General features: G+C 66.6%; 20 protein-coding genes. 12 read left to right on the top strand and 8 right to left on the bottom strand.

Annotated elements, in window-relative coordinates:
• Nucleotides 1-18: 18 nt before the first annotated feature.
• The 4 genes from JI664_RS17010 to JI664_RS16995 are packed head-to-tail and all read right to left on the bottom strand — an operon-like array spanning nucleotide 19 to nucleotide 2,533.
• The gene (locus JI664_RS17010; RefSeq protein WP_207014968.1) at nucleotides 19-939 is read right to left on the bottom strand and encodes a LysR family transcriptional regulator; all 921 of its coding nucleotides are present in this window, start codon (nucleotides 937-939) and stop codon (nucleotides 19-21) included.
• Between the two features lie 24 nt (nucleotides 940-963).
• Nucleotides 964-1,596: a glutathione S-transferase family protein gene (locus JI664_RS17005; RefSeq protein ID WP_207014967.1), complete on the bottom strand. Its 633-nt coding sequence runs from the start codon at nucleotides 1,594-1,596 to the stop codon at nucleotides 964-966.
• Nucleotides 1,593-2,240: a Rieske 2Fe-2S domain-containing protein gene (locus JI664_RS17000; protein WP_207014966.1), complete on the bottom strand. Its 648-nt coding sequence runs from the start codon at nucleotides 2,238-2,240 to the stop codon at nucleotides 1,593-1,595. The genes JI664_RS17005 and JI664_RS17000 overlap by 4 nt, the downstream gene beginning before the upstream one ends.
• Nucleotides 2,237-2,533: a hypothetical protein gene (locus tag JI664_RS16995; RefSeq protein WP_207014965.1), complete on the bottom strand. Its 297-nt coding sequence runs from the start codon at nucleotides 2,531-2,533 to the stop codon at nucleotides 2,237-2,239. The genes JI664_RS17000 and JI664_RS16995 overlap by 4 nt, the downstream gene beginning before the upstream one ends.
• A gap of 328 nt (nucleotides 2,534-2,861) precedes the next feature.
• On the opposite strand from JI664_RS16995, the gene JI664_RS16990 reads away from it, so the two are divergent.
• The 7 genes from JI664_RS16990 to JI664_RS16960 are packed head-to-tail and all read left to right on the top strand — an operon-like array spanning nucleotide 2,862 to nucleotide 11,160.
• The gene (locus tag JI664_RS16990; protein ID WP_207014964.1) at nucleotides 2,862-3,980 is read left to right on the top strand and encodes a BMP family ABC transporter substrate-binding protein; all 1,119 of its coding nucleotides are present in this window, start codon (nucleotides 2,862-2,864) and stop codon (nucleotides 3,978-3,980) included.
• Between the two features lie 5 nt (nucleotides 3,981-3,985).
• Complete coding sequence (locus JI664_RS16985) at nucleotides 3,986-5,548, top strand: ABC transporter ATP-binding protein (RefSeq protein ID WP_207014963.1); 1,563 nt, start codon at nucleotides 3,986-3,988, stop codon at nucleotides 5,546-5,548.
• Nucleotides 5,545-6,594: an ABC transporter permease gene (locus JI664_RS16980; protein WP_207014962.1), complete on the top strand. Its 1,050-nt coding sequence runs from the start codon at nucleotides 5,545-5,547 to the stop codon at nucleotides 6,592-6,594. The genes JI664_RS16985 and JI664_RS16980 overlap by 4 nt, the downstream gene beginning before the upstream one ends.
• A gap of 2 nt (nucleotides 6,595-6,596) precedes the next feature.
• Nucleotides 6,597-7,532: an ABC transporter permease gene (locus JI664_RS16975; protein ID WP_207014961.1), complete on the top strand. Its 936-nt coding sequence runs from the start codon at nucleotides 6,597-6,599 to the stop codon at nucleotides 7,530-7,532.
• On the top strand, nucleotides 7,529-8,944 hold the full coding sequence (locus tag JI664_RS16970; RefSeq protein ID WP_207014960.1) for an 8-oxoguanine deaminase: 1,416 nt from the start codon (nucleotides 7,529-7,531) through the stop codon (nucleotides 8,942-8,944). The genes JI664_RS16975 and JI664_RS16970 overlap by 4 nt, the downstream gene beginning before the upstream one ends.
• Before the next feature lie 21 nt (nucleotides 8,945-8,965).
• Nucleotides 8,966-9,820, top strand: a complete 855-nt coding sequence (locus tag JI664_RS16965) for an aromatic ring-hydroxylating oxygenase subunit alpha (protein ID WP_207014959.1) — start codon at nucleotides 8,966-8,968, stop codon at nucleotides 9,818-9,820.
• Nucleotides 9,817-11,160 (top strand): amidohydrolase family protein, encoded by a 1,344-nt coding sequence (locus tag JI664_RS16960; RefSeq protein ID WP_207014958.1) that lies wholly within the window; start codon nucleotides 9,817-9,819, stop codon nucleotides 11,158-11,160. Before JI664_RS16965 ends, JI664_RS16960 begins: the two co-directional genes overlap by 4 nt.
• 218 nt (nucleotides 11,161-11,378) lie before the next feature.
• Here JI664_RS16960 and JI664_RS16955 read toward each other — a convergent pair whose 3' ends face one another.
• The 3 genes from JI664_RS16955 to JI664_RS16945 all read right to left on the bottom strand — a co-directional run bounded on the left by JI664_RS16955 (nucleotide 11,379) and on the right by JI664_RS16945 (nucleotide 14,219).
• Entirely contained in the window at nucleotides 11,379-12,257 is an 879-nt protein-coding gene (locus JI664_RS16955) for an N-acetylmuramic acid 6-phosphate etherase (protein ID WP_207014957.1), read from the bottom strand.
• The gene (locus JI664_RS16950) at nucleotides 12,254-13,129 is read right to left on the bottom strand and encodes an N-acetylglucosamine kinase (RefSeq protein ID WP_207014956.1); all 876 of its coding nucleotides are present in this window, start codon (nucleotides 13,127-13,129) and stop codon (nucleotides 12,254-12,256) included. The genes JI664_RS16955 and JI664_RS16950 overlap by 4 nt, the downstream gene beginning before the upstream one ends.
• A gap of 70 nt (nucleotides 13,130-13,199) precedes the next feature.
• On the bottom strand, nucleotides 13,200-14,219 hold the full coding sequence (locus JI664_RS16945; RefSeq protein ID WP_207014955.1) for a helix-turn-helix transcriptional regulator: 1,020 nt from the start codon (nucleotides 14,217-14,219) through the stop codon (nucleotides 13,200-13,202).
• Nucleotides 14,220-14,311: 92 nt separating this feature from the next.
• Between JI664_RS16945 and cysD the strand changes: the two genes are divergently transcribed.
• The 5 genes from cysD to JI664_RS16920 all read left to right on the top strand — a co-directional run bounded on the left by cysD (nucleotide 14,312) and on the right by JI664_RS16920 (nucleotide 24,248).
• Entirely contained in the window at nucleotides 14,312-15,241 is a 930-nt protein-coding gene (cysD, locus tag JI664_RS16940; protein WP_207014954.1) for a sulfate adenylyltransferase subunit CysD, read from the top strand.
• A gap of 49 nt (nucleotides 15,242-15,290) precedes the next feature.
• Nucleotides 15,291-17,192, top strand: a complete 1,902-nt coding sequence (cysN, locus tag JI664_RS16935) for a sulfate adenylyltransferase subunit CysN (RefSeq protein ID WP_207014953.1) — start codon at nucleotides 15,291-15,293, stop codon at nucleotides 17,190-17,192.
• Between the two features lie 269 nt (nucleotides 17,193-17,461).
• The gene (locus JI664_RS16930; RefSeq protein WP_207014952.1) at nucleotides 17,462-20,908 is read left to right on the top strand and encodes a DUF2126 domain-containing protein; all 3,447 of its coding nucleotides are present in this window, start codon (nucleotides 17,462-17,464) and stop codon (nucleotides 20,906-20,908) included.
• A 16-nt stretch (nucleotides 20,909-20,924) separates the two neighbouring features.
• Complete coding sequence (locus tag JI664_RS16925) at nucleotides 20,925-23,351, top strand: circularly permuted type 2 ATP-grasp protein (protein WP_207014951.1); 2,427 nt, start codon at nucleotides 20,925-20,927, stop codon at nucleotides 23,349-23,351.
• Between the two features lie 9 nt (nucleotides 23,352-23,360).
• Complete coding sequence (locus JI664_RS16920; RefSeq protein WP_207014950.1) at nucleotides 23,361-24,248, top strand: transglutaminase family protein; 888 nt, start codon at nucleotides 23,361-23,363, stop codon at nucleotides 24,246-24,248.
• A gap of 77 nt (nucleotides 24,249-24,325) precedes the next feature.
• Here JI664_RS16920 and JI664_RS16915 read toward each other — a convergent pair whose 3' ends face one another.
• Nucleotides 24,326-24,880, bottom strand: coding sequence for a hypothetical protein (locus tag JI664_RS16915; RefSeq protein WP_207014949.1), 555 nt, complete (start codon nucleotides 24,878-24,880; stop codon nucleotides 24,326-24,328).

Here is a 24,880-nt window from a genome sequence, read left to right as displayed (position 1 = left end):
GCCCAGTGCAACAGATGGTCAGCCGCTCAGACGCTCCATCGTGCCCGCGATCATCGCTTCGAGGGCCGAGGCGGCCTCGGACATTTCCGCCTTCGGGCGGGCGATCAGATGCAGGCGGCGGGGCTTTAGCTGCGGGTCGCTGAGGGGGATGAACACAAGGTCGCCGCGTTCGAGTTCCTGCTCGGCGCCGATACGGGTTTGCAGGATCGTGCCCAGCCCCCGTCGCGCCAGATCGATCATCAGGGTGATCGAGTTCGACCGTGCGCGGCGCGAAAACTCGACGAAAGAGCCCGCCAGCGCATCTTCGACCGACCAGCCCAATGTCAGGCTTGAATCCGACAAGATCACCCGCTCGCCGGTCAGGTCGAACACCCGAAGCGTTTCCTTGCGTGCAAGACGGCTGCCCGGCGCGACCATCACGCCCAGCGGCAGCGACAGCGAGGCGATGCGCCGCGTATTGCGGGGCGGGCGGGTGTCGAAAACCATGGCCAGATCGGCGTCGCCCTGCGCCACGGCATTGGCCGCATCCGACGAGGTCATCACGTTCATATCGACGGTGATCTCGGGGTGGCGCACCCAGTAGCCCGCCATCACCTCGGGCACGAAGCCCCGCGCGGCGCTTTCCACGGTGGCCAGCGTGACGGTGCCGCGATGCAGGCCCTGAAGGTCGGCGATCTCGGTCAGGGCGCGGTTCAACTCGCCCGTCGATTGGCGGATGTGGTAATATAAAAGCTCGCCCGCCGAGGTCAGCTTCAGCCGCTGTTGCGAGCGTTGGAACAGCGGCGCGGCCAGATCGTCCTCAAGCTGCTTGATCGTGCGGCTGATCGACGAGGGCGCGACATTGAGCGCCTTGGCAGCGGCCCGGATGGATCCGAGCCGCACCACGGTGGTGAAATTGTGCACGCGGCTCGAAAGCAGGCCGACGCGGTGCAGGTCCATGAAAACTCTCCGGGCGTGATCCGGTCAGTGATAGTCCGGAATGCCCGGCATGGTCGAAAAGCCCTTGGTCTTGCGCACGCGCCGCGCCCAGTTGCGCAGCGCCGGGAAGGCATCGTGGTCGATGCCGAAATCGCGCGACAGGGCAAAGGGCGGGAACAGCATCAGATCGGCCAGCGTTACCTCGGGCCCGGCCACAAAGCCCAGCCCCTTGAAGCCCTGCAGCGTCAGGTGATCGTCGACCAGCCGAAGCGCGCGGCGGGCCTGCGCGCGCAGGGCGTCCAGATCGCCGGGCGCGCCCAGCATCGCCGTGGCGCGCGCCGCGCCGGCAACACCCATTTCACGCGCGGCGAAGGTCATCCAGTCCAGCATCCGCGCGCCGATCCCGGGATCGGTCGGGAGCAGCGGATGTTCGGGACACCGGGTTTCGGCCAGATGCAGAATGATCGACAGCGGCTGCGTCAGGACCAGCGAGTCTTCGACCAGAACCGGCAGGCGGCCCTGCGGGTTGAGCGCCAGCATCTCGGGGCTGAGATGTTCGTTGCCGGGGAACATGTCGACATTGCGCAGCTCTAGCGCGATGCCCAGACAGCCCGCAATCATCCGCACCGTGTAGCAGTCGATATCGAGATCGTAATTGTAGAGAACGGGGTCGGTCATGCGGCAACTCCGGCTTCGACGTCATCGCGCAGGCGCGCGGCGGCCATGGCGATCTGCGCGCAGGTTTCGGGCGTTGCGCGTCCTGCAACGGCGATATGCAGCGCGCAGCTGGTCTCGCCGATTTCCTGCAGGCCGACAAGCAGCATGCCCCAGCGGCTGTCCAGCCGCGCGACAGGCCCTTCGGGCGTGAACCCCTTGGCGCCAACGGCCGAGGGCAGGGCGGCCAGCGCGGTGTTGAGCGGCACCTCGATATAGAGGCTGCGCACGGCGGTCGCGTCGGGCAGGGTGGGGGCGTCGCCGGCCTCGCCCAGTGCGGCCCAGATCATGCCGCCCGCCTCGGCGGCGCCATAGGTGTTGACGCAGATGCTTTTGGGCACGTCGAGTTCGGGATGCGCGGGGATCTTCTGACATTGACCGTCCACGCCGTATTGCCAGCCGTGATAGAGGCACGCGATATGATCGCCGCGTACGAAGCCGAAGCTCATCTTCATGCCGCGATGCGGGCAGCGGTCTTCCCATGCATGTGCATTGCCCGCATCGTCGCGCCACACGACGACTTCCAAGCCCTTCACGATCGCGCCTGCCGAGCTGCCTGCGGTGATCGCGTCCGACAATGCCAGCGGGAACCAGCCATTGATACTCATTGCGTCATTCCTCTGTTCGGTGCCGCGTCGTCCAGCCGCGGGCCGTCATTGCTGTTGCGCCTGACCTCAAGGATCAGGCTGTCTGCGGGCCCGAGGCTGAGCGCCATCTCGAACGCATCGGTCAGGTCAACCGGGCCGCCCACCGCCAGCCGCATCCGCGCGGGCGTCGATTCGAGGATCTCCAGATCAAGCGTCAGCCGCTGCGCCCGATGATGTGCGAACGCGTCCATGCTGGCCGGCGTCAGCGTGCCGGTGAATTCCAGAATGACACGGTCGGTCATGCGGGCGGTCATGCGGGCTCCGATCAATGGGGCGCGGGTCCAGACAGGATCCGGGCCGGAACTGGGGCGCGTCGCAGGCGGGGTGCCGGAGTCGGGGGGTGAACCCACCGGGGCCGGCTATCGTGCTGCAGTGCGGAATCAGTAAGGGACGGGAAACGGCGCCGCGTCAAGTGTTGCTTTCAGCGCAACAAGTGCCACGAAATTTAGCGCCTATTCGCAACGATTGCATTCTGCAAGGCTCGATTCTGCGCCTGCAAAGGGCCTGTCGGCTCTTCATGCTGCAGTGCCGCAGGTCCATCCCAGGCCCGCCAAGAGGCCCTATACAGCGGAGATATTGAAGATGAACATCCGACACCTTTCCCGGCGTGGCTTTCTTAACATGGGCGCCGCCGCGGGTGCGGGTCTGATCTTGCCGAAAACCGGCCTGATCCGTCCCGCTCGTGCGCAGACCGCGCTGCCCCCGGTGGCCGAGGCCGACGCCAAGATCTCTTTCGCCTATGTCGGTCCCACCGCCGATGAGGGCTGGACCTGGGCGCATGATCAGGGCCGTCAGGCGGTCGAGGCGGCTTTCCCCGAACTCACCACCACCTATGTCGAGAACCTGCCCTATTCGGCCGATGCCAGCCGCATCCTGCGCCGCATGGTGGGCGAGGGCGCGAACATGGTCTTCGTGAACTCGAACTATGGCGACTTCCTCTATGACGTTGCCGACCGCGCCCCCGACGTGGCGTTCTATGAATGCGACGGCCGTACCACGTTGCCGAATATGGGCACCTATTACGTCCAGCACTGGTATCCGTCCTATATCGCCGGTGTCGCTGCGGGCCTGATGTCGGAAACCGGCAAGCTGGGCTATGTCGCCTCGTTCCCGGTCCCTTCGGTCTACTCGGGCACCAACGCCTTCCTGATGGGCGCGCGCACGGTCAAGCCGGACGCCACTTTGCAGGCCATCGTCATCAACTCGTGGTTCGATCCGCAGGCCGCCGCGCAGGCGGGCACCGCGCTGATCGACAATGGCGCCGATGTGCTGTTCGGTATCATGGACGAGGCCGCCTATCTGCAGGTCGCCGAGGCGCGCGGCGTCAAGGCGGTGATGTGGAACACCGATATCCGCCGCTATGGCCCGGAAGCCTACATCTCGTCGATCGTCGTCGATTTCGGGGCGTGGTATGTCGAGCAGGTGCGCCGTCGCCTTGCCGGGGAATGGACGCCGACCGAAGACATCCTGCCGCTGGGTCAGGGCGTCGATCGCGATGCCTGGGGCCAGTCGGTGCCGACCGAGGTCGCGGCGCAGGCCGACGCGGTGCGTGAGCAGATGCTCGGCGGCTGGACGCCCTTCGTCGGCGAGATGAAGGACAACACGGGCACCATTCGCGTCCCCGCCGGTCATACGATGACCGAGCGCGAACTCTACGAATGGAACTGGTCCATCGAAGGCGTCACCGGCGTCGACGGCTGAAGACGATGACGGATATCCGGCAACGGTTGGGGCTGGATGCCGGAGCGCCGCCTTTGGTGGCGCTCCACGGCATCGACAAGGTGTTTCCCGGCGTGATCGCCAACAAGAACGTGTCGCTCGAGGTCTTCCCCGGCGAAATTCACGCGCTTCTGGGCGAGAACGGCGCGGGAAAATCCACGCTGATGAACGTGCTGACGGGCATTTATCAGCCCGAGGCGGGCGAAATCCATGTGGGCGGCTATGCCCGCGTCTTTACCGCCCCGCAAGACGCCATCGCCGCCGGGATCGGCATGGTGCACCAGCATTTCAAACTGGTGAAGGCCTTTACCGTGGCCGAGAACGTGCATCTGGGCTGGGCGGATACGCCCGCCCGCATCCATCGCTCGGTGCTCGAACAGCGCACCGCCGATCTGTCGCATAAGCTGGGTCTGGCGGTCGATCCGGGCGCCACGGTCGACGACCTGTCGACGGGCGAGCAACAGCGCGTCGAGATCCTGCGCGTGCTGTCGCGCGATGCCAAGGTGTTGATCCTTGACGAGCCCACCGCCGTCCTGACCCCTGCCGAGGCGCAGGAGCTGTTCGTCGCGCTGCGGGCCTTCGTCGCGCGCGGCAACGCGGTGATCTTCATTTCTCACAAGCTCGACGAAGTGCTCGAAATCGCCGACCGCATCACCATTCTGCGGCAGGGGCGCAAGGTCGCGACCGAATGGGCCGAGGCCTGCACCGAACGCTCGCTCGCGCAGAAAATGGTCGGGCGCGAGATCGTGCTCAGCGACATGCGCACACGCACTGAGGGCGTCGCCGGGCCCGGGGCGCCGGTGCTCACGCTTGACGGCGTGACGCTGAAAGGGCGGCTCACAGATGTGTCGCTGCAGCTTCGCGCGGGCGAGATTCTGGGCGTGGCCGGGGTCGCGGGCAATGGCCAGCGCGAGCTGTGTCAGGTGCTCACCGGGCTTGCCACGCCCGACAAGGGCCGGGTCTTGCTGGACGGCGACGACATCGCGCCGCTGGGTCCGCGCAAGGTGGCCGCGCTCGGGGTCGGGCATATACCCGAAGACCGGCTCGGCTCGGGTCTGGCCCCCGCTTTGTCGGTGACCGACAACACCGTGCTGCGCGAATATCGCCAGCCGCCCGTGTCGCGCGGGCCGTGGTACATGCCGCGCGCGGCGCGGGCGCTGGCTGAAAAGATCGCCGCCATCGCCGAGGTCATGGTCCCCGATTTCGCCATGCCGGTGCGCAACCTGTCGGGCGGGAACCAGCAACGGCTGGTCGCGCGGCGCGAGATGCGGATTGCTTCGCGCGTTCTGGTCGCGGCCTATCCGTCGCGCGGGCTCGATGTCGGCGCGATCAACACGATGATGCGCTATTTCACCGAACTGCGCGATCAGGGCGTCGCGGTGGTTCTGGTCTCTGAGGAACTGGAAGAATTGCTGAACCTGTCGGACCGTATCGCGGTCATGTTCCACGGCCAGATCATGGGCGTGGTCGAGGGTGAACAGGCCGATATCGACGAGATCGGCCTGATGATGGGCGGCCAGCGCGGTCCGCAAGCGGAGGTCGCGGCATGAGGCTGAAACTGCAACGCCTGCATTCCGCCCCGCCGTGGAAAGCCTTCGCCGCGCGGGTTCTGTCGGTGCTTCTGGCTCTGGCGGTGACGGCGCTGATGATGGCCATGGCCGGGATCGACCCGATCGACCTTGCCGCACAGGTGCTGAGCGCCACGTTCGGCTCGTCCTTCGGGCTCGAGGATCTGGGCCTGCTCTTTTCGCCGCTGCTGTTCACCGGGCTTGCCGTCGCGGTGGGCCTGCGGATCGGTGCGTGGAATATCGGCGCCGAAGGTCAGTTCAATATCGGTGCGCTTTGTGCCGCCGGGATCGCGCTTTTCGTGCCGGGCCCGGACTGGGCGCTGTTGCCCGCGATGATCGCGGCGGGCGCGCTGGGCGGGGCGCTGTGGATCCTCGTGCCCACCCTCGCGCGCGCCTATGCTGATGTAAGCGAGCTGATCACCACGTTGCTTTTGAACTTCGTGGCGCTTTTGCTGGTCTATTATGTCGCCACCGGGCCGTGGCTTGACCCGTCGGGGCGGGCATTGGCCACCACCGCGCGACTGCCCGTCCGTCTGCCCGAGGTCTGGGGTATCGTTCACTGGGGCCTGCCCATCGCGCTGGGTCTGGCGGTCGTGCTGGCCGTGATCTTCAGCGTCACCCGCTGGGGCTACGAGGTGCGCATGGCGGGCTCGAATGCGGGATCGGCGCGTTACGCGGGAATGCCCGTGCGCCGTCACCTGATCGCGGTCATGTTGCTGTCGGGCGCCCTTGCCGGGCTGGGCGGTGTGATGGAAGTCGCGGGCACGGTAGGCCGTCTTCAGGGCGGAATTTCCAACAATTACGGGTATCTGGGCATCATGGTGGCCGTTCTGGCGCGGGCCGCGCCGCTGGGCGTGATCGCCTCGGCCTTTCTGATGGCGGTGATCCTGAATGGCGGCATCGTCATGCAGACGCAGGGCCTGACCACCAACACCGTGCTGGCGATGACCGGTCTGATCCTGCTTTTCGCCGCGATCGGCGACGAGTTGGCGCATTACCGGCTGCGGCGCCTGGAAGGGAGAAACTAAGCATGGACATCATCGCAGGTCTTATCCAGACGGCCTTTCTTGCGGGCGGTGTTCTGGCGCTGGCCGCGCTGGGCGAGGTGCTGGCCGAACGCGTGGGCGTCGTCAATCTGGGGGTCGAGGGGCTGATGGCGCTGGGCGCCGTCACCGGGATCGCCGTGGTCGTCGCCACCACCACGCCTTGGCTGGGTTTTCTGGCCGCGCTGGCGGTCGGACTGGCGGTCGGCATGGTCTTTGCCTTTGCCACCGTGATCATCCGCGCCAATCAGGTGCTGTCGGGGCTGGCGCTGACGCTCATCGGCACCGGCATGGCCGCCACGGTCGGCAAGGCCTATTCCGGCACGCCCGCGCCCGCGATCTTTCGTCCGCTCGACATCCCGATCCTGTCGGATCTGCCGTTCTTCGGGCGCGCGTTCTTTCAGCACAATATCCTTGTCTACGTGATCTTCCTGATCGTGCCGTTGTTCCTGCACTGGCTGATGTTCCGCACCCGGCACGGTCTCAATATGCGCGCGGTGGGTGAAAACCCGGCGGCGGCCGATGCGGCGGGGCTGAACGTCATGGCCTATCGCTTCTGGTACACCGCGATCGGTGCCGCAATGGCGGCGGGGTCGGGCGCCTATCTGACGCTGGCTTTCGTGCCGTCATGGTCCGAAGGCGTGGTCGCCGGACGCGGCTGGATCGCCGTCGCGCTGGTCATCTTCGCGGGCTTCCGGCCCATCAATGCTGCGGGCGCCGCGCTGCTCTTCGGCTTCGTCACCGCGCTCGGTTTCGTCGGGCAGGCTCGCAACTGGCCCATCGCCGCGCCGATCTTGTCGATGCTGCCCTATCTCGGCACCATCGCGCTGATCATTCTGCCGGTGATCGCATGGCAGCGGATGCGCCGGATGATGGCCGCACCCGCCGCGCTGTCGACCCCCTATTTCCGGGACACACGATGAAAACGCTTCTGAAAAACATCGCCCATCTCGCCACGTTCGACGATGCGGGCGGGCAGGCGGGGCGAGAGATCACCGGGGCTTCGGTCCTGATCGACGGCAATGTCATTGCTGCCGTCGGCACCGATGCCGAGCTGGCCGAGGTCGGGGCAGGCGCCGACCGCGTGATCGACCTGACCGATCATGTCGTCATGCCTGGCATGGTGAACACGCATCACCACTTCTACCAGAACCTCACGCGGGTGATGGTGCAGGACGATCCGCTTTTTGTCTGGCTCAAGACGCTGTACCCGATCTGGGCACGGCTCGACGACGACGCGAACCGCGTGTCGTCGCGCATGGCGATGGCCGAACTGATCCATTCGGGCTGCACGACGACCTCGGATCACCTGTATATCATGCCCGGCGATTTCCGGCTCGATACCTGTATCGAGGTCGCGGGCGAGATGGGGATGCGTTTTCACGCCGCCCGGGGCGCCATGTCGCGCGGTGAAAGCAAGGGCGGGCTGCCGCCCGATAGCTGCGTCGAGGACGAGGACGCGATCCTGACCGATATGGAGCGCCTGATCGGCCGCCATCACGACACGGCCGATCACGCGATGACGCGGATCGTGCTGGCGCCTTGCTCGCCCTTCTCGGTGACGCCGCAACTGATGAAGGACGCCGCCGCGCTGGCACGCCGCCATACCGGCGTGCGGCTGCATTCCCATATCGCCGAGGTGCTGGACGAAGAGGTCTATTGCCAGGAGATGTACGGCATGCGCTCGGTCGGGTTCGCCGAAAGCGTGGGCTGGCTGGGGCCGGATGTATGGTTCGCCCATGCGATCTTCCTCAATGATGACGAGATCCGGCATTTTGCCGAAACCGGCACCGGCGCGACCTTCTGCCCCTCGGCGCATATGCGCTGCGGGCTGGGCATCATGCGCGCGCGCGAAATGCTGGATGCGGGCGTTGTGGTCGGGCTGGGCGTCGATGGCTCGGCCTCGAACGACACGTCCAACATGTTCCTCGAGGCTCGCTTCGCGCAATACCTGCAGCGTGTGGCCCCCGACCGCTATCTCAGCGCCCAGCCCGGCGGACGGGGTGGTTTCGGCGGCACGCCCACCGCCATGTCCACGCGCGAAGCGTTGTGGATGGCCACGCGCGGCGGCGCGGCGCTTCTGGGGCGCGACGATATCGGCCAGATCGCGCCGGGCAAATCCGCCGATATCATCGCCATGAACCTCAATCAGATCGGGCTGGCCGGGGCCGAGCGCGATCCGCTGGCCGCCATGGTGATGTGCGGCCCGTTCAAGGTTGATCAATCCTTCATCAACGGCGTACAGGTTGTCGCTGACGGGGCCTTCACGCGCATCGACATCGGCGCCGCGCTGGCCGAACATCGCGCGACGATGCGTCGGATCTACGACGCGTGAGCAGAACGCAAAGGGATCGCCATGGCCGAGAAAGCCGCACTGGATCAATGGTACTGCATCGAAAACCTCGCGGATGTGCCGCAGGGCGGAAGTGGGAACAGGCTGCTCGGCGTTGATCTGGCCGTCGGTCGCGCGGGCGATTCGATTTCGGTCTCGGCGCGGGGACGCCGATTGCCGGTCCGCCAGCGCTATGGCTATCTGTGGACCACGCTGGGCGAGCCTGCCTCGGACGATGTGCCCGACATCCCCGAAGCGAGAGAGGCCGACCGCCGCTACGTGCCTTGCGGCGCGATCACCGTGAAAGCGTCGGGCCTGCGGATCGTCGAGAACTTCCTCGACATGGCGCATTTTCCCTTCGTGCATACCGATATTCTTGGGTCCGAGCCGCATACGGAAGTCGCGCAATACGATTGCGAGATCCGCCGCGACGTGGACGAGGTCTGGGCCACCAATTGCACCTTCGTGCAGCCCAAGGCCGCGCTGTCGGCGGGCGGTGCGCTCAAGACCGATTACATGTACCGCATCGCGACGCCCTTCGTGACCGTGCTCTACAAGACCTGCCCGATGGCGACCGAGCGCTGGGACGTGATCGCGTTGTTCGTGCAGCCGCTCGACCCCGACCGGTGCCGCGCCCATCCGGTGATGTTTCTGATCGACGAAGGCGCGCGCATCGCCGATCTGATCGGGTTCCAGCAGGTGATTTTCCTGCAAGACCGCATCATTCTGGAAAATCAGCGCCCGGCCTTGTTGCCGCTCGAACCGCGTGCCGAGATCCCGACGCGCGCCGATGCGTCCTCGGTCGCCTATCGGCGCTGGCTGAAGGAAAAGGGCCTGACCTATGGCACCACGCTGGGCGAAGGCGCCAGCGCGGCATGAAGCTTGCCGGACGGACCCTTGTTGCGCGGGGTTTTCACTGCCCTGACGGCACGCTTGAGGATTTCGCCGAGCTCGCCATCGAGATCGGCGACGAGGGTGTGATCGTGGCGGTTCATCGCCCCGGCGCGGATGGCTATGCGCCCCCCGCCGATGCGATCCGCCTGCCGGAAGGCACGCTTTTGCTTCCCGGCTTCGTCGATCTGCATATCCATGCGCCGCAATATCCCCAGCTTGGCACCGCGCTGGATGAGCCGCTCGAGGTCTGGCTGCAACGCTACACCTTCCCGCTGGAAGCGCGCTACAGCGACCTTGCCTTCGCCGAACGGGTCTATTCCCGGCTGGTGCGCGATCTGCTGGCCTCGGGCACGACCACGGCGCTCTATTTCGGCACCGTCCATCTGCCCGCAACCCAGCGGCTGGCCGAGCTGTGTCTCGAGCTTGGCCAGCGCGCGCTGGTGGGCAAGGTGGCGATGGACCACCCCGAGAATTGTCCGGATTATTACCGCGATGTGAGCGCCGAGGACGCCATCGCCGGCACCCGCGCGCTGATCGAGCATATCCGCACGCTGCCCGGCAATGACGGATTGGTCGAACCCGTGGTCATGCCGCGGTTCATTCCCGCCTGCACGGATGAGGCGCTGGCAGGTTTGGGCGCGCTGGCCGCCGAGACGGGTTGCCGGGTGCATACTCATGTCTCGGAAAGCGACTGGGAGCACGGCTACGTGCTGGATCGCCACGCCATGAGCGACGCCGAGAGCCTCGCGCGCTTCGGTCTGATGACGCCGCATTCGGTTCTGGCGCATGGGAATTTCCTGTCGGGCAGCGATTTCGCGCTGATGAAGCGGCACAAGACGGGCGTCGCGCATTGCCCGCTGTCGAATGCCTATTTCGCAGGCTCGGTCTTTCCGCTGCGCAAGGCGCTGAGCGCGGGCGTGTCGGTGGGTTTGGGCTCGGACATCTCAGGCGGGCCTGCGGGCACGATCTGGGAGACCGCGCGCATGGCCGTCACCGCCGCGCGGATGCTGGAAACGGGTGTCGAGCCTGCGTTGGCGCCCGAAGCGCGCGCGGGCCAGCCCGGCGCCCGGATCGACGCAGTGACGGCCTTCCACCTCGCGACGCGGGGCGGGGCCGAGACCTTGGGCCTGCCGGTTGGCGCCTTCGTGCCGGGGATGGCGTTCGATGCAATGCTGATCGACCCGTCGGTCGAGGCGGGGACCCTGCGCGCTTTCGACGACGAGACCGGCGTGCGGCTGCTTGAGCGCGTGCTTTACGGCACGTCGAAGCCCAACATCGCGCGGGTCTGGGTGCAGGGGACGCAAGTCGCGGGGATGGCGGGATAGGCAGAACCTTTGGGCCGCCGGGCAAGCGCTGGCCCGTGGGGTGGCGCGGCAACGGTGGAACAGCGCGCTTTATGGTGCCAGATCCGCATGACCTCCGTTCTGCGCGGGCGGCAGCCAGAGCGCCAGCCCGTCGGGACGGGCCGGCGCTTGCCCGGCGCCTTCGGCTTGCTCCGGGCTAAGGAACTGATCCTACGTTAGAAACTGGCGCCCCTCCGCGCTCAGCCCGTCAACGCCTTCCCAAGCATCCCGCCAGCCGCCTGCAAGCGCGCCTCGGCCGCCTTGGCATCCAGCCTCAGCGTCAGCATCACCACCGCGCGCTTGATCGTGCCGCCCGCGTCCAGCGCGGTTTCGGCGGCCACAAGGTTCTCACCGGTCAGATCGGCCACCATCGCCACCGCGCGGGCTCGCAGCTTGACGTTAGTGGGCCGCATCTCGACCATCCGACCGCGATGGACATAGCCCAGACGGATCATCACCCCGGTTGACAGGCAGTTCAGCAAGACCTTCTGCGCGGTGCCCGCCTTCATCCGGGTGGAGCCCGCGATGATCTCGGCGCCGGTTTCGGCCACCAGCGCGATCTCGGCGGCTCCGGCCAGGGCAGCTTCGGGTGCACTGGTGACACCAAGCGTCAGCGCGCCGATCCGCCGGGCATGGGCGATGCCAGCCAGCACGAAGGGCGTTCGGCCCGAGGCCGCGACGCCGATCACCACATCCGCGTCACTCAGCCCGAGCGCATCCAGCGCGGCGGGGGCTTCGCTCTCGCTGTCCTCGGCCCCCTCGACCGCGTTGGTGACAGCCGCGGGGCCTCCCGCCATCAGGGCCACCGCGCGCTCAGGCGGCCAGTCGAATGTCGGCGGCAATTCGGCGGCGTCGAGCACGGCCAGCCGCCCCGAGGTGCCCGCGCCCAGATAGATCAGCCGTCCGCCCCGCGCGAGCCGCGCGGCACAGGCGTCGATGGCGGTCGCAAGGGCAGGGCGCGCGGCACCAGCCGCGGCCACGGCGGCCAGCTGCGTTTCCAGAAGCGCTGCGGCCAGATCTTCCGAGGGCCAGTCCTCGATCCCCGAAAACCGGGGGGCGGCCTGTTCGGTGCTGCTCATGCGAAGCTCTCCTGCGCCAGTTGTGCCGCCGTCAGCGCGGCGTCGGGTTGCGGATAACACAGCGCGATGCCGGGCGTTGCGGCTTCCAGCGCAGCGCGGATACCCGGATGCAGCGTCAGCACGCCGCCGATCACCGCGACCGGCGCCGCGCCCGCCCGCGAAACCAGAACGCGCGCCAGCCGGGCCAGTTCGGCGCCCGCCTGCCGCATCAGATCCAGCGACAGCGGATCCCCCGCCATTGCGGCCTCGGCCACCGGGCGCGCCAGCCGCCCGATAGCGCCCCGATCCGCGCTATAGACCGAGCGGCGCGTGGCCTCCCAATCGGCGCCGCCCAATGCCGTGAACAGCGCCTCGGCCAAGATCTCGGCCCCGTCGGGTTTGCCGGTCTCGTCGATACGCCGCCACAGCGCGTCGAGCGCCCGCAGCGCGATCCACGCGCCCGATCCGGCATCGTCGATCAGGGTGCCGCGCCCACCGATCAACAGCGTCTCGCCCCGCATCGTGAACCCGACCGAGCCGGTGCCTGCCGCGACCAGATGCCCGCCGCCATCGGGCCAGCAGGCCCGCCACGCCAGCACCATGTCATTGACGACGCGCGTCTTTTCCGGGGGCAGGGACAGCGCGACCGCGATCTGGTCGCGCAGGTCGGGATCCTCCGTGAAGCCCGCGCCGGTGACGCCCAGATACGCCCCTGTCACCGGCCCCTGCGCGCGGATCGGGGTCAGCGCGGCGGCGAGCGCCGCGCGCCCGGCCGCGTCGAAGGCAAGACCGGTTGCGCCCGGCGTTTCGCCTCGTGCCACGACCCGGTGATCGGCGTCCACAAGGACCCACCGCGTGGCCGTGCCGCCCATATCCACGCCCAGCCAGCGCATCGCATTCCCCGTTTGTCCGCCGCGACCCTAGCGGGCGGGGCGGGGGCGGTCAAAGGGGGAAGCGCGAGCGCTAGGACGGTGCCGCCAGCGACGCGACACAGGCGCCGTTCAGCACCGAGCGCAGGAGGTCCGGCTGCCCGCGCGTCCCGGTCTGCGCGTAGATTTTCTTCGAGCAACTGCGCGCAGTTTCCAGCGTCCAGCCCAGCACCGCCGCCGCTTCCGCCAGCGAATTCCCGTCGCAGATCAGCGCCGTCAGCCGCGCTTCACTGCGATTGAGACCCAAGGCCCGTGCCAGAGCGGCAAGGTCACGTCCGGCCACATCCGGCGCCCAGCGTACGACCGCGCGCAGGCTCGGCTCAATGCCCGGGGCGGGGGCCGCCAGACCGGGCTCGATCGCCAATTCGGCGTGCGCGGTCTCGTCCAGCGTGACCAGATGCGGCCCCTCGGCCCCCGCCAGCGCCAGATCCAGAGCGCGGCGAAAGTCTCGTCCCGCGACCGGGTTGCGCCCCTCGATCCGCCCGTTCACCGTCAGCCGCAGGGCGGTACCGCGCAGCAAGGCGTTGCGCGCCGTCTCGCTGGCCTCGACCACCCGCCCGGTCGGATCGAGCCACAGCCAGCCCGCGCCCAGATTATGCGCCAATGCCTCGGCCCGGGCCTGCCGCGCGCGCTCGGCTCCGGCGTCAAGCCAGATTTCAAGCGCCTGTTCCAGATAGGGCGCGATTCGGCCCAAAAGCACGGTGTCGACCGCACGGAAATCGGTGAAAGGGTGCCACAGGCAGAGCCAACCGCGCAGGCCCGCGATCGGATCGACGCGGATCACGCGAAGCATGCCGGTCTGCGCCTCGAATTCGTCCTGCGCATAGACCCGCGAATGGCGCAGCGCCTCCAGCCGGGGCTGCGGCGGTAAAGGGGCTTTCGGACCCAGCGCGACACGCTGGAGCGTCCCGCGCGTCTCGATCAGCAATGTGACCGCGCGCGCCCGGGTCATCGTCGCCAAAAGCGGCAGGCTCTGTGCCCAGTCCCCGCCGGGCGCGCGCGCATCGGCATAAAGAAAGCGCAGGATTTCGACGTCATTGGATTGCTGCAGCATCGGCGGAACCTGACCAAACGCACATACAGCCCCCCATATGGGGGGTGAAACCCGGCTTAGCGGTTGCTATCTGCCGTGACAATGCGAAACACATGCGAACTGACAAGGAAGCGGGAATGTCCGTGAAAACCCTGACCCACCTGCAACGCCTGGAAGCCGAGAGCATCCACATCATGCGCGAGGTCGTCTCGGAAGCGCAGAAGCCGGTGATGCTGTATTCCGTCGGCAAGGACAGCGCGGTGATGCTGCATCTGGCCAAAAAGGCCTTCTATCCCTCGCCGCCGCCTTTCCCGCTGCTGCATGTCGATACGACCTGGAAATTCCAGGACATGTACAAGCTGCGCGACAAGGCCGCGCGGGATGCGGGGATGGAGTTGCTGGTCTACCAGAACCCCGAGGCGAAAGAGAAAGGGATCAACCCCTTCGATCACGGTTCGCTTCACACCGATATGTGGAAGACCGAGGGCCTGAAACAGGCGCTCGACAAATACGGTTTCGACGCGGCCTTCGGCGGCGCGCGTCGCGACGAAGAGAAATCGCGCGCGAAAGAGCGTGTTTTCTCGTTCCGCTCGGCCAATCACCGTTGGGATCCGAAGAACCAGCGCCCCGAACTCTGGCGGCTCTACAACGCGCGCAAGAACAAGGGCGAGTCGATGCGGGTCTTCCCGATCTCGAACTGGACCGAGCTGGATATCTGGCAATACATCCACCTCGAAGGGATCGAGATCGTGCCGCTCTATTTCAGCGCGCCGCGTCCGACCGTCACCCGCGACGGTCTGCTGCTGATGGTCGACGACAACCGCTTCCCGCTCAATCCGGGCGAAGAGCCGGTGATGCGTTCGGTCCGTTTCCGCACGCTGGGCTGCTACCCGCTGACGGGCGCGGTCGAAAGCAACGCCACGACGCTGCCCGAGGTGATCCAGGAAATGCTGCTGACCACCACGTCCGAGCGTCAGGGTCGCGCCATTGACCACGATCAGGCCGCCTCGATGGAGAAGAAGAAGCAGGAAGGCTATTTCTGAGCCGCCGCTTTCTCGCCCAGACTTTCAACACCCTCTGAGGTGAACAGACATGACCGATCCGATCTACAAGACCGACGCGCTGATCGCGCAGGATATCGACGCCTATCTCGAAACCCATCAGCACAAGACCATGCTGCGCTTCATCACCTGCGGGTCGGTGGATGACGGCAAATCCACGCTGATTGGTCGCCTTCTCTACGATTCGAAGATGATCTTCGAAGACCAGCTGGCCGCGCTGGAAGCCGACAGCAAGCGCGTCGGCACGCAGGGGCAGGAAATCGACTTCGCGCTGCTGGTCGACGGCCTCGCCGCCGAGCGCGAGCAGGGCATCACCATCGACGTGGCCTACCGCTTCTTCGCGACCGAAAAGCGCAAGTTCATCGTCGCCGACACCCCGGGGCACGAGCAATACACCCGCAACATGGTCACCGGTGCCTCGACCGCCGATCTGGCCGTGATCCTGATCGACGCGCGCAAGGGCGTGCTGACGCAGACGCGGCGCCACAGCTATCTGGTCAACCTGCTGGGCATCAAGAACATCGTGCTCGCGGTGAACAAGATGGATCTCGTGGGCTACGATCAGGCGTTGTTCGACGCGATCGTAGCCGATTACAGCGCCTTTGCCGCCTCGATCGGGATCGAAAGCTTCACGCCGATGCCGATTTCGGGCTTCAAAGGCGACAACATCACCGCGCCCAGCGAGAACACGCCGTGGTATACCGGTCCTTCGCTGCTGCCCTTCCTCGAGACGGTCGAACTCGACAGCACCGTCGATCAGCGCAAGCCCTTCCGCATGCCGGTGCAATGGGTCAACCGCCCCAATCTCGATTTCCGCGGCTTCTCGGGCCTGATCGCTGACGGCGTCGTGCGCCCGGGCGACGAGGTGCGCGTGCTGCCCTCGGGCAAGACCTCGACCGTGTCGCGGGTCGTGGCGCTGGGCGGCGATCTCGAAGCGGGCGTGGCCGGTGAATCGGTGACCATCACGCTGGCTGACGAAATCGACTGCTCGCGCGGGCAGGTCATCGTCGCGGCGAAATCGCCGCTCGAAGTCTCGGATCAGTTCGAAGCCGCGGTCATCTGGATGGACGAGCACGAAATGGTGCCGGGCCGCGCCTATTGGATGAAGATCGGCGCGCAGACCGTCTCGGCCTCGATCGGGGCACCGAAATACGAGGTCAACGTCAACACCCAGGAACATCTGGCGGCGAAGACGCTCGACCTCAACTCGATCGGCGTGGCGAATATCACCACCGACCGCGAGATCCCCTTCGCGCCCTATACCGAAAGCCGCGATCTGGGCGGGTTCATCCTGATCGACAAGATGACCAACGCCACCGTGGCCGCAGGCATCATCCATTTCTCGCTGCGCCGCGCCCAGAACATCCACTGGCAGGCCACCGACATCACCCGCGACCACCACGCGAAGATGAAGCATCAGAAGCCGGCGGTTGTCTGGCTGACGGGGCTGTCGGGTTCGGGCAAGTCGACCATCGCCAACGCGCTCGAGAAAAAGCTGGCGCGGATGAACCGGCATACCTTCCTGCTCGACGGCGACAATGTGCGTCACGGGCTGAACAAGGATCTGGGCTTCACCGAGGCCGACCGCGTCGAGAACGTGCGCCGGGTGGGCGAAGTGGCAAAGCTGATGACGGATGCGGGCCTGATCGTGGTCACCGCCTTCATCTCGCCCTTCCGCTCCGAGCGCGACATGGTGCGCGGCATGATGCAGCCCGGTGAATTCGTCGAGGTCTTCGTCGATACCCCGCTCAGCGTGGCCGAAGAGCGCGATGTGAAGGGGCTCTATGCCAAGGCGCGCGCGGGTCAGCTCAAGAACTTCACGGGCATCGACAGTCCCTACGAGGCGCCCGAAAGCCCTGAGCTGCGTATCGACACCACGTCGATGACGCCCGACGAGGCTGCCGAGATCATCATCGCCCGCCTGATCCCCTGATCGGGCGACCGAACCGCCCTGCGCGCATCTTTGTTCCCCAAATATCCTCGGGGGGTGAATTTGCCGCAGGCAAAGAGGGGGGCAGACAGCCCCCATCTCGTCCTTTCCGGCCCTGCTCGGGCGGCGGGGATTGCGGCGCTCCGGCGGCTGCTGAACAGACGGGCAGCGCGGACGGAAATCTTGGTTCTGCCGCGGAAATTCCGCATTCACGCTGGCAAGATGCGTCTCGCCCCCTATGGTGGGAGGGCACACAGCGATAAGGGCCACGCATGGCAATCTACGCCTCGATCCATCACCTGACGCATTACAAATACGACCGCCCGGTGACGCTCGGTCCGCAGATCATCCGCCTGCGCCCGGCACCGCATTCGCGCACGCGGGTGATCTCGCATTCGCTCAAGGTCAGCCCCGGCGGGCATTTCGTGAACCACCAGCAGGATCCCTATGGCAACTGGCTGGCGCGCTTCGTGTTTCCCGAGCCGGTGCGCGAATTCAAGATCGAGGTCGATCTGACCGCCGATATGTCGGTCTACAACCCGTTCGATTTCTTCGTCGAGGAAAGCGCCGAGACCTGGCCTTTTGACTATCCCGCCGAGCTGCGCGAGGATCTGTCGATCTATCGTCGCCCCGAACCCGAAGGCCCGAAGCTGGCCAAGCTGATCGGGGCGATCGACTTGTCGCGCATGCGCACCATCGACGTGCTGGTCGCGCTCAATGCCCGCATCGCGCAGGAGGTGAATTACACCATCCGCATGGAGCCCGGCGTACAGACGCCCGAAGAGACGCTGACGCTGCGCTCGGGCTCGTGCCGCGACAGTTCGTGGTTGCTGGTGCAGGTGTTGCGCCATCTGGGCTTCGCCGCGCGTTTCGTGTCGGGCTATCTGATTCAGCTCAAGCCCGATGTGAAATCGCTCGACGGCCCGTCGGGCACTGATGTCGATTTCACCGATCTGCACGCCTGGGTCGAGGTCTTTCTGCCCGGCGCGGGCTGGATCGGGCTCGATCCGACCTCGGGTCTGCTGACCGGCGAAAGCCATATTCCGCTGGCCGCGACGCCCCATTACCAGAACGCGGCGCCGATTTCGGGCGGCTTCTCGTCGGATGGCCAGCCGGAGGTCGATTTCGCCTTCGACATGACGGTCAAGCGCGTGGCCGAGCATCCGCGCATCACCAAGCCTTTCTCGGATGAAAGCTGGGAGCGTCTCAACGCGCTCGGCCAAGAAGTCGACCGCCAGCTGCAGGACGGCGACGTGCGCCTGACCATGGGCGGCGAGCCGACCTTCGTGTCGATCGACGATTTTGAAAGCGACGAGTGGAACACCGCCGCCGTCGGGCCGCAAAAGCGCGGGCTGGCAGATGATCTGATCCGCCGCCTGCGCAACCGCTTCGCGCCCGGCGGTTTCCTTCATTACGGGCAGGGCAAGTGGTATCCCGGCGAAAGCCTGCCGCGCTGGACCTTCTCGCTCTACTGGCGCCGTGATGGTCAGCCGGTCTGGAAGAACCCCGATTTGATCGCCACCGAGGCGCCCGAAACGCCGGCCACGGCGGACGAAGCCGGGCGCTTCCTGGCCGCTTTCGCCCGCAATCTGGGTCTGGACGAGGCTTTCGCGCAGCCCGCCTTTGAGGATCCGGCCGAGTGGATCCTGAAGGAAGCGAACCTGCCGCCCAATGTCAGCCCGGAAAATTCCAAGCTGAAGAACCCCGAGGACCGCGCGCGCTATGCCCGTGTGTTCGACCGCGGCCTGACCGAGCCGTCGGGCTACGCGCTGCCGTTGCAGCGCTGGTGGCAATCGGCGGACAAGCCTGCGCGCTGGCGCTCCGAGCTGTGGAAGCCCCGGCGCGGGCATATCTTCCTCATTCCCGGCGACAGCCCGGTGGGCTTCCGCCTGCCGCTGGGCTCGCTGCCCTATATCCCGCCCGCGCAATATCCCTATTCCTATCCCGCCGATCCGACCGTCGAGAAGGATGCGCTGCCCGATTTCCACGACCGTCTGAGGGCCGAGCGCGCGCAGGATCAAGGCGCGGTCGAGCGCGAAGCGCGCGAAGGGGCCGAGCGCGACGCGATGGTGCCCCCTACCACGCAGGGCCGCTCGCAACCCTCGCGCCCCGGCGCGGTCGAGGCCGAGCGTCAGGACATGCGCCCGCAAGGCCCGCTCGAGACGGTCGAGGGCGTCGATCCGGAATTCGGCGCGGTTCGCACCGCGCTGGCGATCGAGCCGCGCGACGGCAAGCTGTGCTTGTTCATGCCGCCCTGCGAGACGCTCGAGGATTATCTCGAACTGATCGCCAATGCCGAGATCACGGCGGCCGAGCTGGGCCTGCCCATCCATATCGAGGGCTATTCGCCCCCTACCGATCCGCGTCTCGACGTGATGCGCGTGGCGCCCGATCCCGGCGTGATCGAGGTGAATATCCATCCCGCCCATAGCTGGGAGGAATGCGTCGCCACGACCGAGGCGATCTATGACGAGGCGCGCGAAAGCCGTCTGGGTGCCGACAAGTTCATGATCGACGGGCGCCATACCGGCACCGGCGGCGGCAACCATGTCGTGGTTGGGGGCGCGACCACGCTCGACAGCCCCTTCCTGCGCCGCCCCGACCTGCTGAAATCGCTGATCTTGATCTGGCAGAGGCACCCGGCGCTCAGCTATCTGTTCTCGGGGTTGTTCATCGGTCCCACGTCTCAGGCTCCGCGCATCGACGAGGCACGCCACGACACGCTTTACGAGCTGGAAATCGCGCTTAACCAGATCGGCGACCCGGTCAATGGCGGCGGCCTGCCGCCCGCATGGCTGGTCGACCGTCTGCTGCGCAACATGCTGACCGACGTGACCGGCAACACCCACCGGGCCGAGATCTGCATCGACAAGCTCTATTCCCCCGACGGTCCGACCGGACGTCTGGGCCTTGTCGAGTTCCGGGGCTTCGAGATGCCGCCCCATCCGCGCATGAGCCTTGCTCAGCAATTGCTGCTGCGCGCCATCATCGCGCGGTGCTGGAACAGCCCGGTCACCGGGCGTCCGGTGCGCTGGGGCACGGTGCTGCACGACCGCTTCATGCTGCCGCATTTCCTGTGGGAGGATCTGCTCAGCCTGCTGGCCGATCTGCGCGAGCACGGCTTCGACATGGACCCGGTCTGGTTCGAAGCACAATCCGAGTTCCGCTTCCCCTTCTGCGGTCAGATCGAGGCCGAGGGCGTGCATCTGGAAGTCCGCCAAGCGCTGGAGCCGTGGCATGTGCTGGGCGAGACCGGCGCGATCGGCGGCACGGTGCGCTATACTGACAGCTCGGTCGAGCGGCTGCAGGTCAAGCTGACGACGCTGCATCAGGACCGCTACCGGGTGATGTGCAATCAGCGTCCGGTGCCGATGGCGCGGACGTCGACCTCGGGCGTGGCGGTGGGTGGCGTGCGCTACAAGGCGTGGCAACCGCCCGAGTCGCTGCATCCGGTCCTGCCGGTGAACACGCCGCTGGTCTTCGACATCTACGACGACTGGACGGGCCGGGCGATGGCGGGCTGCACCTATCACGTCGCCCATCCCGGCGGGCGAAATTACGACACCTTCCCGGTCAATGCCTATGAAGCCGAGGCGCGTCGCCTTGCGCGCTTCGAAGGTCACGGCCACACGCCCGGCAGCTATCGGCCCGTGCCCGAACAGCCGCATCCGGAATTCCCGATGACGCTGGATCTGCGGCGCCCGGCGGGATTGATGTGAGGGGCGCGACCACCTGATGCCGCCGGCCGTCTCTCAACAAGGCCCCGATCTGTTCGCGGATTATCACCGCTTGCCCGGGGTGGCGGACGAATTGTTCGATGCTGACGGGCAGATGCGGCCCGTCTGGCGTCGTTTCGTCGACCGTTTTGCAAAACTGAGCCCGACCGAGATCGCCACCCGGTTCGAGCGCGGCAACAATTACCTGCGCGATGCGGGGGTGTATTTCCGGCAATATTCCAACGAGCCGGGGGCCGAGCGCGACTGGCCGTTATCGCATGTGCCCGTCATCTTGCATGATAGCGAATGGGAAGAGATATGCGCGGGCCTGTCGCAGCGCGCCGATCTGCTTGAGCGGGTGGTGGCCGATCTCTACGGCCCCGGCAAGCTGGTGCGCGACGGGCATCTGCCCGCCTCGCTGATCGCGCGCTCGCCGCAATGGCTCAGGCCGATGGTGGGGGTGACGCCCGCCGACGGCCATTACCTGCACCTGCTGGCCTTCGAGATCGGGCGCTCGCCGGATGGCTCGTGGCTGGTGCTTGGCGACCGGCTTGAAGCGCCCTCGGGCGCGGGCTTCGCGCTGGAAAACCGCATGGCGACGGGGCGCATTTTCCCCGAGCGCTTCCCGCGTGCCTATATTCACCGGCTGGCGGGGTTCTTCCACGATTTCCGCAGCCAGATGCACCGGCTGGCGCAGGCCGAGGGGCGGGCGGATGGCCAATCGGCGATCCTGACGCCGGGGCCGTCGAACGACACCTATTACGAACATACTTACATCGCCCGCTATCTGGGGATGCTGCTGCTGGAAGGCGAGGATCTGCTGGTCGAGAACGGTGAGCTGAAAGTGCGCACCATCGAAGGCCCGCAGCCCATCGGCGCGCTCTGGCGGCGGATCGACGCGGCCTTTGCCGATCCGCTCGAGCTTAACGCCGACAGCCACATCGGCACGCCCGGCCTGATCGAGGCTGTGCGTCAGGGCAACCTGTCGATGGTCAATGCGCTGGGGGCAGGGGTGCTGGAACTGCGCGCGATGATGGCCTTCCTGCCGCGCATCAGCGAAGTGCTGACGGGCAAGAAGCTGGCCCTGCCGAATATTGCGACGTGGTGGTGTGGCGGTGAGGCCGAGCGCAAGCATGTCCTCTCGAAAGCCGAAAAGATGCTCATCGGCCCGGCCCTGACGCCCGCGCTGCCTTTCGACGTCACCGCGCGCACCGCGCTGGGCGGACGCTTTGCCGGCGGTGCCGAGGGTGAGTTGCGCGACTGGATCGAGGCCAATGCCACCGATCTGGTCGGGCAGGAGGCCGTCGCGCTGTCGACCACGCCCGCCTGGGTCACCGAACCGGGCGAGACGCTGGCCGAGGGCCGGATGGAGCCGCGTCCGATGACCATCCGCGTCATCGCCGCCCGCACGCCCAAGGGCTGGCGCTTCATGAAGGGCGGCTATGCGCGGATCGGGCATTCGGGCGATGCGACCGCGCTTGCGATGCAGAAGGGCGGATCGGTCGCCGATGTCTGGATCGTTTCGGACAAGCAGGTGCCGAAATACACGATGGTGCCCGAAGGCAACGCGCCCTTCCGCCGCGCCACGCCCGGCGTGGTGCCCGCGCGGGCGGCCGACAACCTGTTCTGGCTGGGTCGCTATGTCGAGCGGACCGAGGATGCGATCCGCCTCATCCGCGCCTATCATCTGCGTCTTGCCACCACCGACAACCCCGCCGACCCGCTGTTGCGGCGCCTGCGCGCCTTTCTGGGGGGCTATGGAATCGATCTGGGCAAGCCCGTGCCCGACGCGCTGATCGAGCGGATCACCATGGCACAGGCCTGCGCGGCCAAGGTGCGCGACCGGTTCTCGGTCGATGGCTGGGCCGCGCTGTCGGATCTGCACAAGACCGCCGCCCATACGCTCCGCAATGTCGAGCCGGGCGACGATGCCGCCAAGGCCATGTTCGTGCTGGTGCGCAAGATCACCGGCTTTTCCGGCCTCGTGCAGGACAACATGTACCGCTTTCAGGGCTGGCGGTTTCTCTCGCTCGGCCGCGCGCTGGAACGCGCCGACGCGCTGGCCGCGCTTTTGCACGGACTCAGCGATGCCGATGCGCCCGACGGCGCGCTGGATCTCGCGGTCGAGGTGGCCGATTGCGTCATAACCCATCGGCGGCGCTATGCGGTCGAAACCTCGCGCGATACGGTTGTCGATCTGCTCGCGCTCGATGCCGACAACCCGCGCTCGATCCTGTTTCAGGTACAGGCGCTGCGTGAACAGGCCGCCGCGCTGCCCGGCGCAATGGAACATGGACGCCTTGCCGCCCTGTCGCGTGCCATCGTCCCGATCGAGGCGTTCCTCAGCGTCGCCACGCCCGACCACCTGACGCCCCGCGCGCTGCTCAGGCTGCGCGGGGATCTGGGCGAGATATCGAACCTCATCACCACTGCTTACCTGCGTTAGGATCTGGCCGTGTTTTACGATATCGGGCTGACCGTCGATTACGATTACACCGCCGCCTCGGACCGGTCGCGCACGCTGGTGCGGCTGATGCCGGCCGACATTCCGGGCGAGCAGCGCCTCGTGTCGCAAAGCCTCGACATCCAGCCGCGCCCCGATGAGCGGCGCGAAGGGCGGGATTTCTTCGGCAACCGCACGACCATGGCGGTCTGGCACGGGCCGATCTCGTCTCTGCGCTTTCAGCTTGCCCTGCAGATCGAGCGGCTCGCCACCCCGGACCGCGCCGATCTGTCACCGACCTTGCGCGAATTGCCCGCAGCGCTGGCGCTTGAAACCGGGCTGGATCCGCTGTCGCCGCATCATTTTCGCGGGCCTTCACCGCGCGTTCCCGAGGTGCCCGCCATCAGTGATTTCGCGCGCGATACCGTTCGCGATGCGATGACCGTGCGGCAGGCGATCGAGACGCTCGGCCACGCCCTGCATGAAGAGATGCGCTTTGATTCTGCCGCCACCTCGGTCGAGACGGGGCCGGAGCAGGCGTTCGAGCAGCGCTCGGGCGTGTGTCAGGATTTCGCGCAGGTGATGATTGCCGGGCTGCGGGCGCTGGGCATTCCGGCGGGTTATGTCTCGGGCTTCTTGCGCACGACGCCGCCCCCCGGTCAGCCCCGGCTGGAAGGGGCGGACGCGATGCATGCGTGGATCCGCGCCTGGACCGGGCCTGCAACCGGCTGGATCGAGTTCGATCCGACCAACGATCAGGCCGCCGGGCAGGATTACGTCACCATCGCGCGCGGGCGCGATTATCTCGACGTGGCCCCGGTGCGCGGCGCGCTGCGCAGCGCGGGCGGGCAGGACAGTCGTCACGCCGTCGATATGGTGCCACTGGACGAAGAGGCCTGAGATCGGGGCGGCCTGAGAAGGGCAAGGCCTGAGAACGGGGTGGCGGCACGCGCCTCTGCGCGCACCGCCAGTTCGGCTCAGTTCATGGCGAGCAGGCGCAGGTCTTTCAGCGTCAGCCGGAAGGTCTCGGTCGGCAGCGGCACGACCAGCGTGTGGAAGCCTTCGGGGATCGCGAGCGGCGCCTCGCCCTTCACGCTGCAGGGCAGGATCTTCACGCCGTCATGGCTCATATCCGCTTCCCAGTCGAAAGCGGTGTCGCGCCAGTCGGGTGTTGTCTCCCATCCTTCGGGACCCTGCGAGCGGATGAAGGGACGGATTGTGCCCATGCCCTCGGCCTGCACGCTGAGCGCCGCGATAAGTGTCACGCCGGGCGTGAAGGTCGCCGTGCCAAGCTCGAAATTCAGCGACATCCAGCCCGGCTTGCCCGAGACCATGACATTCAGATCAAGCAGCGCGCCTTCGCTCAGCACCCGGTGGCATTGCACCTCGCCCTGGCTGTCGTCCCAGCTCAGATATACTCCGTCCACGATCTTTTCGTTATTCGTTACCGGACGGCGCGTGCCCGGCTCGCTGGCCACGGCCGCACGCAATTGTTCGCACAGCGCGAGGCTGTTCGTTTCGCAATTATGCAC

This window comes from Rhodobacter sp. NTK016B (genome assembly GCF_017303295.1).
Lineage (GTDB): Bacteria > Pseudomonadota > Alphaproteobacteria > Rhodobacterales > Rhodobacteraceae > Pararhodobacter.
Note: the sequence above shows the minus strand (reverse complement) of the source record. Positions and strands in the feature narration are given on the sequence as shown.

Bases quoted from the DNA above. Each gene is read 5' to 3' on its own strand.
- JI664_RS17010 (WP_207014968.1), bottom strand. From the start codon at position 939: ATGGACCTGCACCGCGTCGGCCTGCTTTCGAGCCGCGTGCACAATTTC.
- JI664_RS17005 (WP_207014967.1), bottom strand. From the start codon at position 1,596: ATGACCGACCCCGTTCTCTACAATTACGATCTCGATATCGACTGCTAC.
- JI664_RS17000 (WP_207014966.1), bottom strand. From the start codon at position 2,240: ATGAGTATCAATGGCTGGTTCCCGCTGGCATTGTCGGACGCGATCACC.
- JI664_RS16995 (WP_207014965.1), bottom strand. From the start codon at position 2,533: ATGACCGCCCGCATGACCGACCGTGTCATTCTGGAATTCACCGGCACG.
- JI664_RS16990 (WP_207014964.1), top strand. From the start codon at position 2,862: ATGAACATCCGACACCTTTCCCGGCGTGGCTTTCTTAACATGGGCGCC.
- JI664_RS16985 (WP_207014963.1), top strand. From the start codon at position 3,986: ATGACGGATATCCGGCAACGGTTGGGGCTGGATGCCGGAGCGCCGCCT.
- JI664_RS16980 (WP_207014962.1), top strand. From the start codon at position 5,545: ATGAGGCTGAAACTGCAACGCCTGCATTCCGCCCCGCCGTGGAAAGCC.
- JI664_RS16975 (WP_207014961.1), top strand. From the start codon at position 6,597: ATGGACATCATCGCAGGTCTTATCCAGACGGCCTTTCTTGCGGGCGGT.
- JI664_RS16970 (WP_207014960.1), top strand. From the start codon at position 7,529: ATGAAAACGCTTCTGAAAAACATCGCCCATCTCGCCACGTTCGACGAT.
- JI664_RS16965 (WP_207014959.1), top strand. From the start codon at position 8,966: ATGGCCGAGAAAGCCGCACTGGATCAATGGTACTGCATCGAAAACCTC.
- JI664_RS16960 (WP_207014958.1), top strand. From the start codon at position 9,817: ATGAAGCTTGCCGGACGGACCCTTGTTGCGCGGGGTTTTCACTGCCCT.
- JI664_RS16955 (WP_207014957.1), bottom strand. From the start codon at position 12,257: ATGAGCAGCACCGAACAGGCCGCCCCCCGGTTTTCGGGGATCGAGGAC.
- JI664_RS16950 (WP_207014956.1), bottom strand. From the start codon at position 13,129: ATGCGCTGGCTGGGCGTGGATATGGGCGGCACGGCCACGCGGTGGGTC.
- JI664_RS16945 (WP_207014955.1), bottom strand. From the start codon at position 14,219: ATGCTGCAGCAATCCAATGACGTCGAAATCCTGCGCTTTCTTTATGCC.
- cysD (WP_207014954.1), top strand. From the start codon at position 14,312: ATGCGAACTGACAAGGAAGCGGGAATGTCCGTGAAAACCCTGACCCAC.
- cysN (WP_207014953.1), top strand. From the start codon at position 15,291: ATGACCGATCCGATCTACAAGACCGACGCGCTGATCGCGCAGGATATC.
- JI664_RS16930 (WP_207014952.1), top strand. From the start codon at position 17,462: ATGGCAATCTACGCCTCGATCCATCACCTGACGCATTACAAATACGAC.
- JI664_RS16925 (WP_207014951.1), top strand. From the start codon at position 20,925: ATGCCGCCGGCCGTCTCTCAACAAGGCCCCGATCTGTTCGCGGATTAT.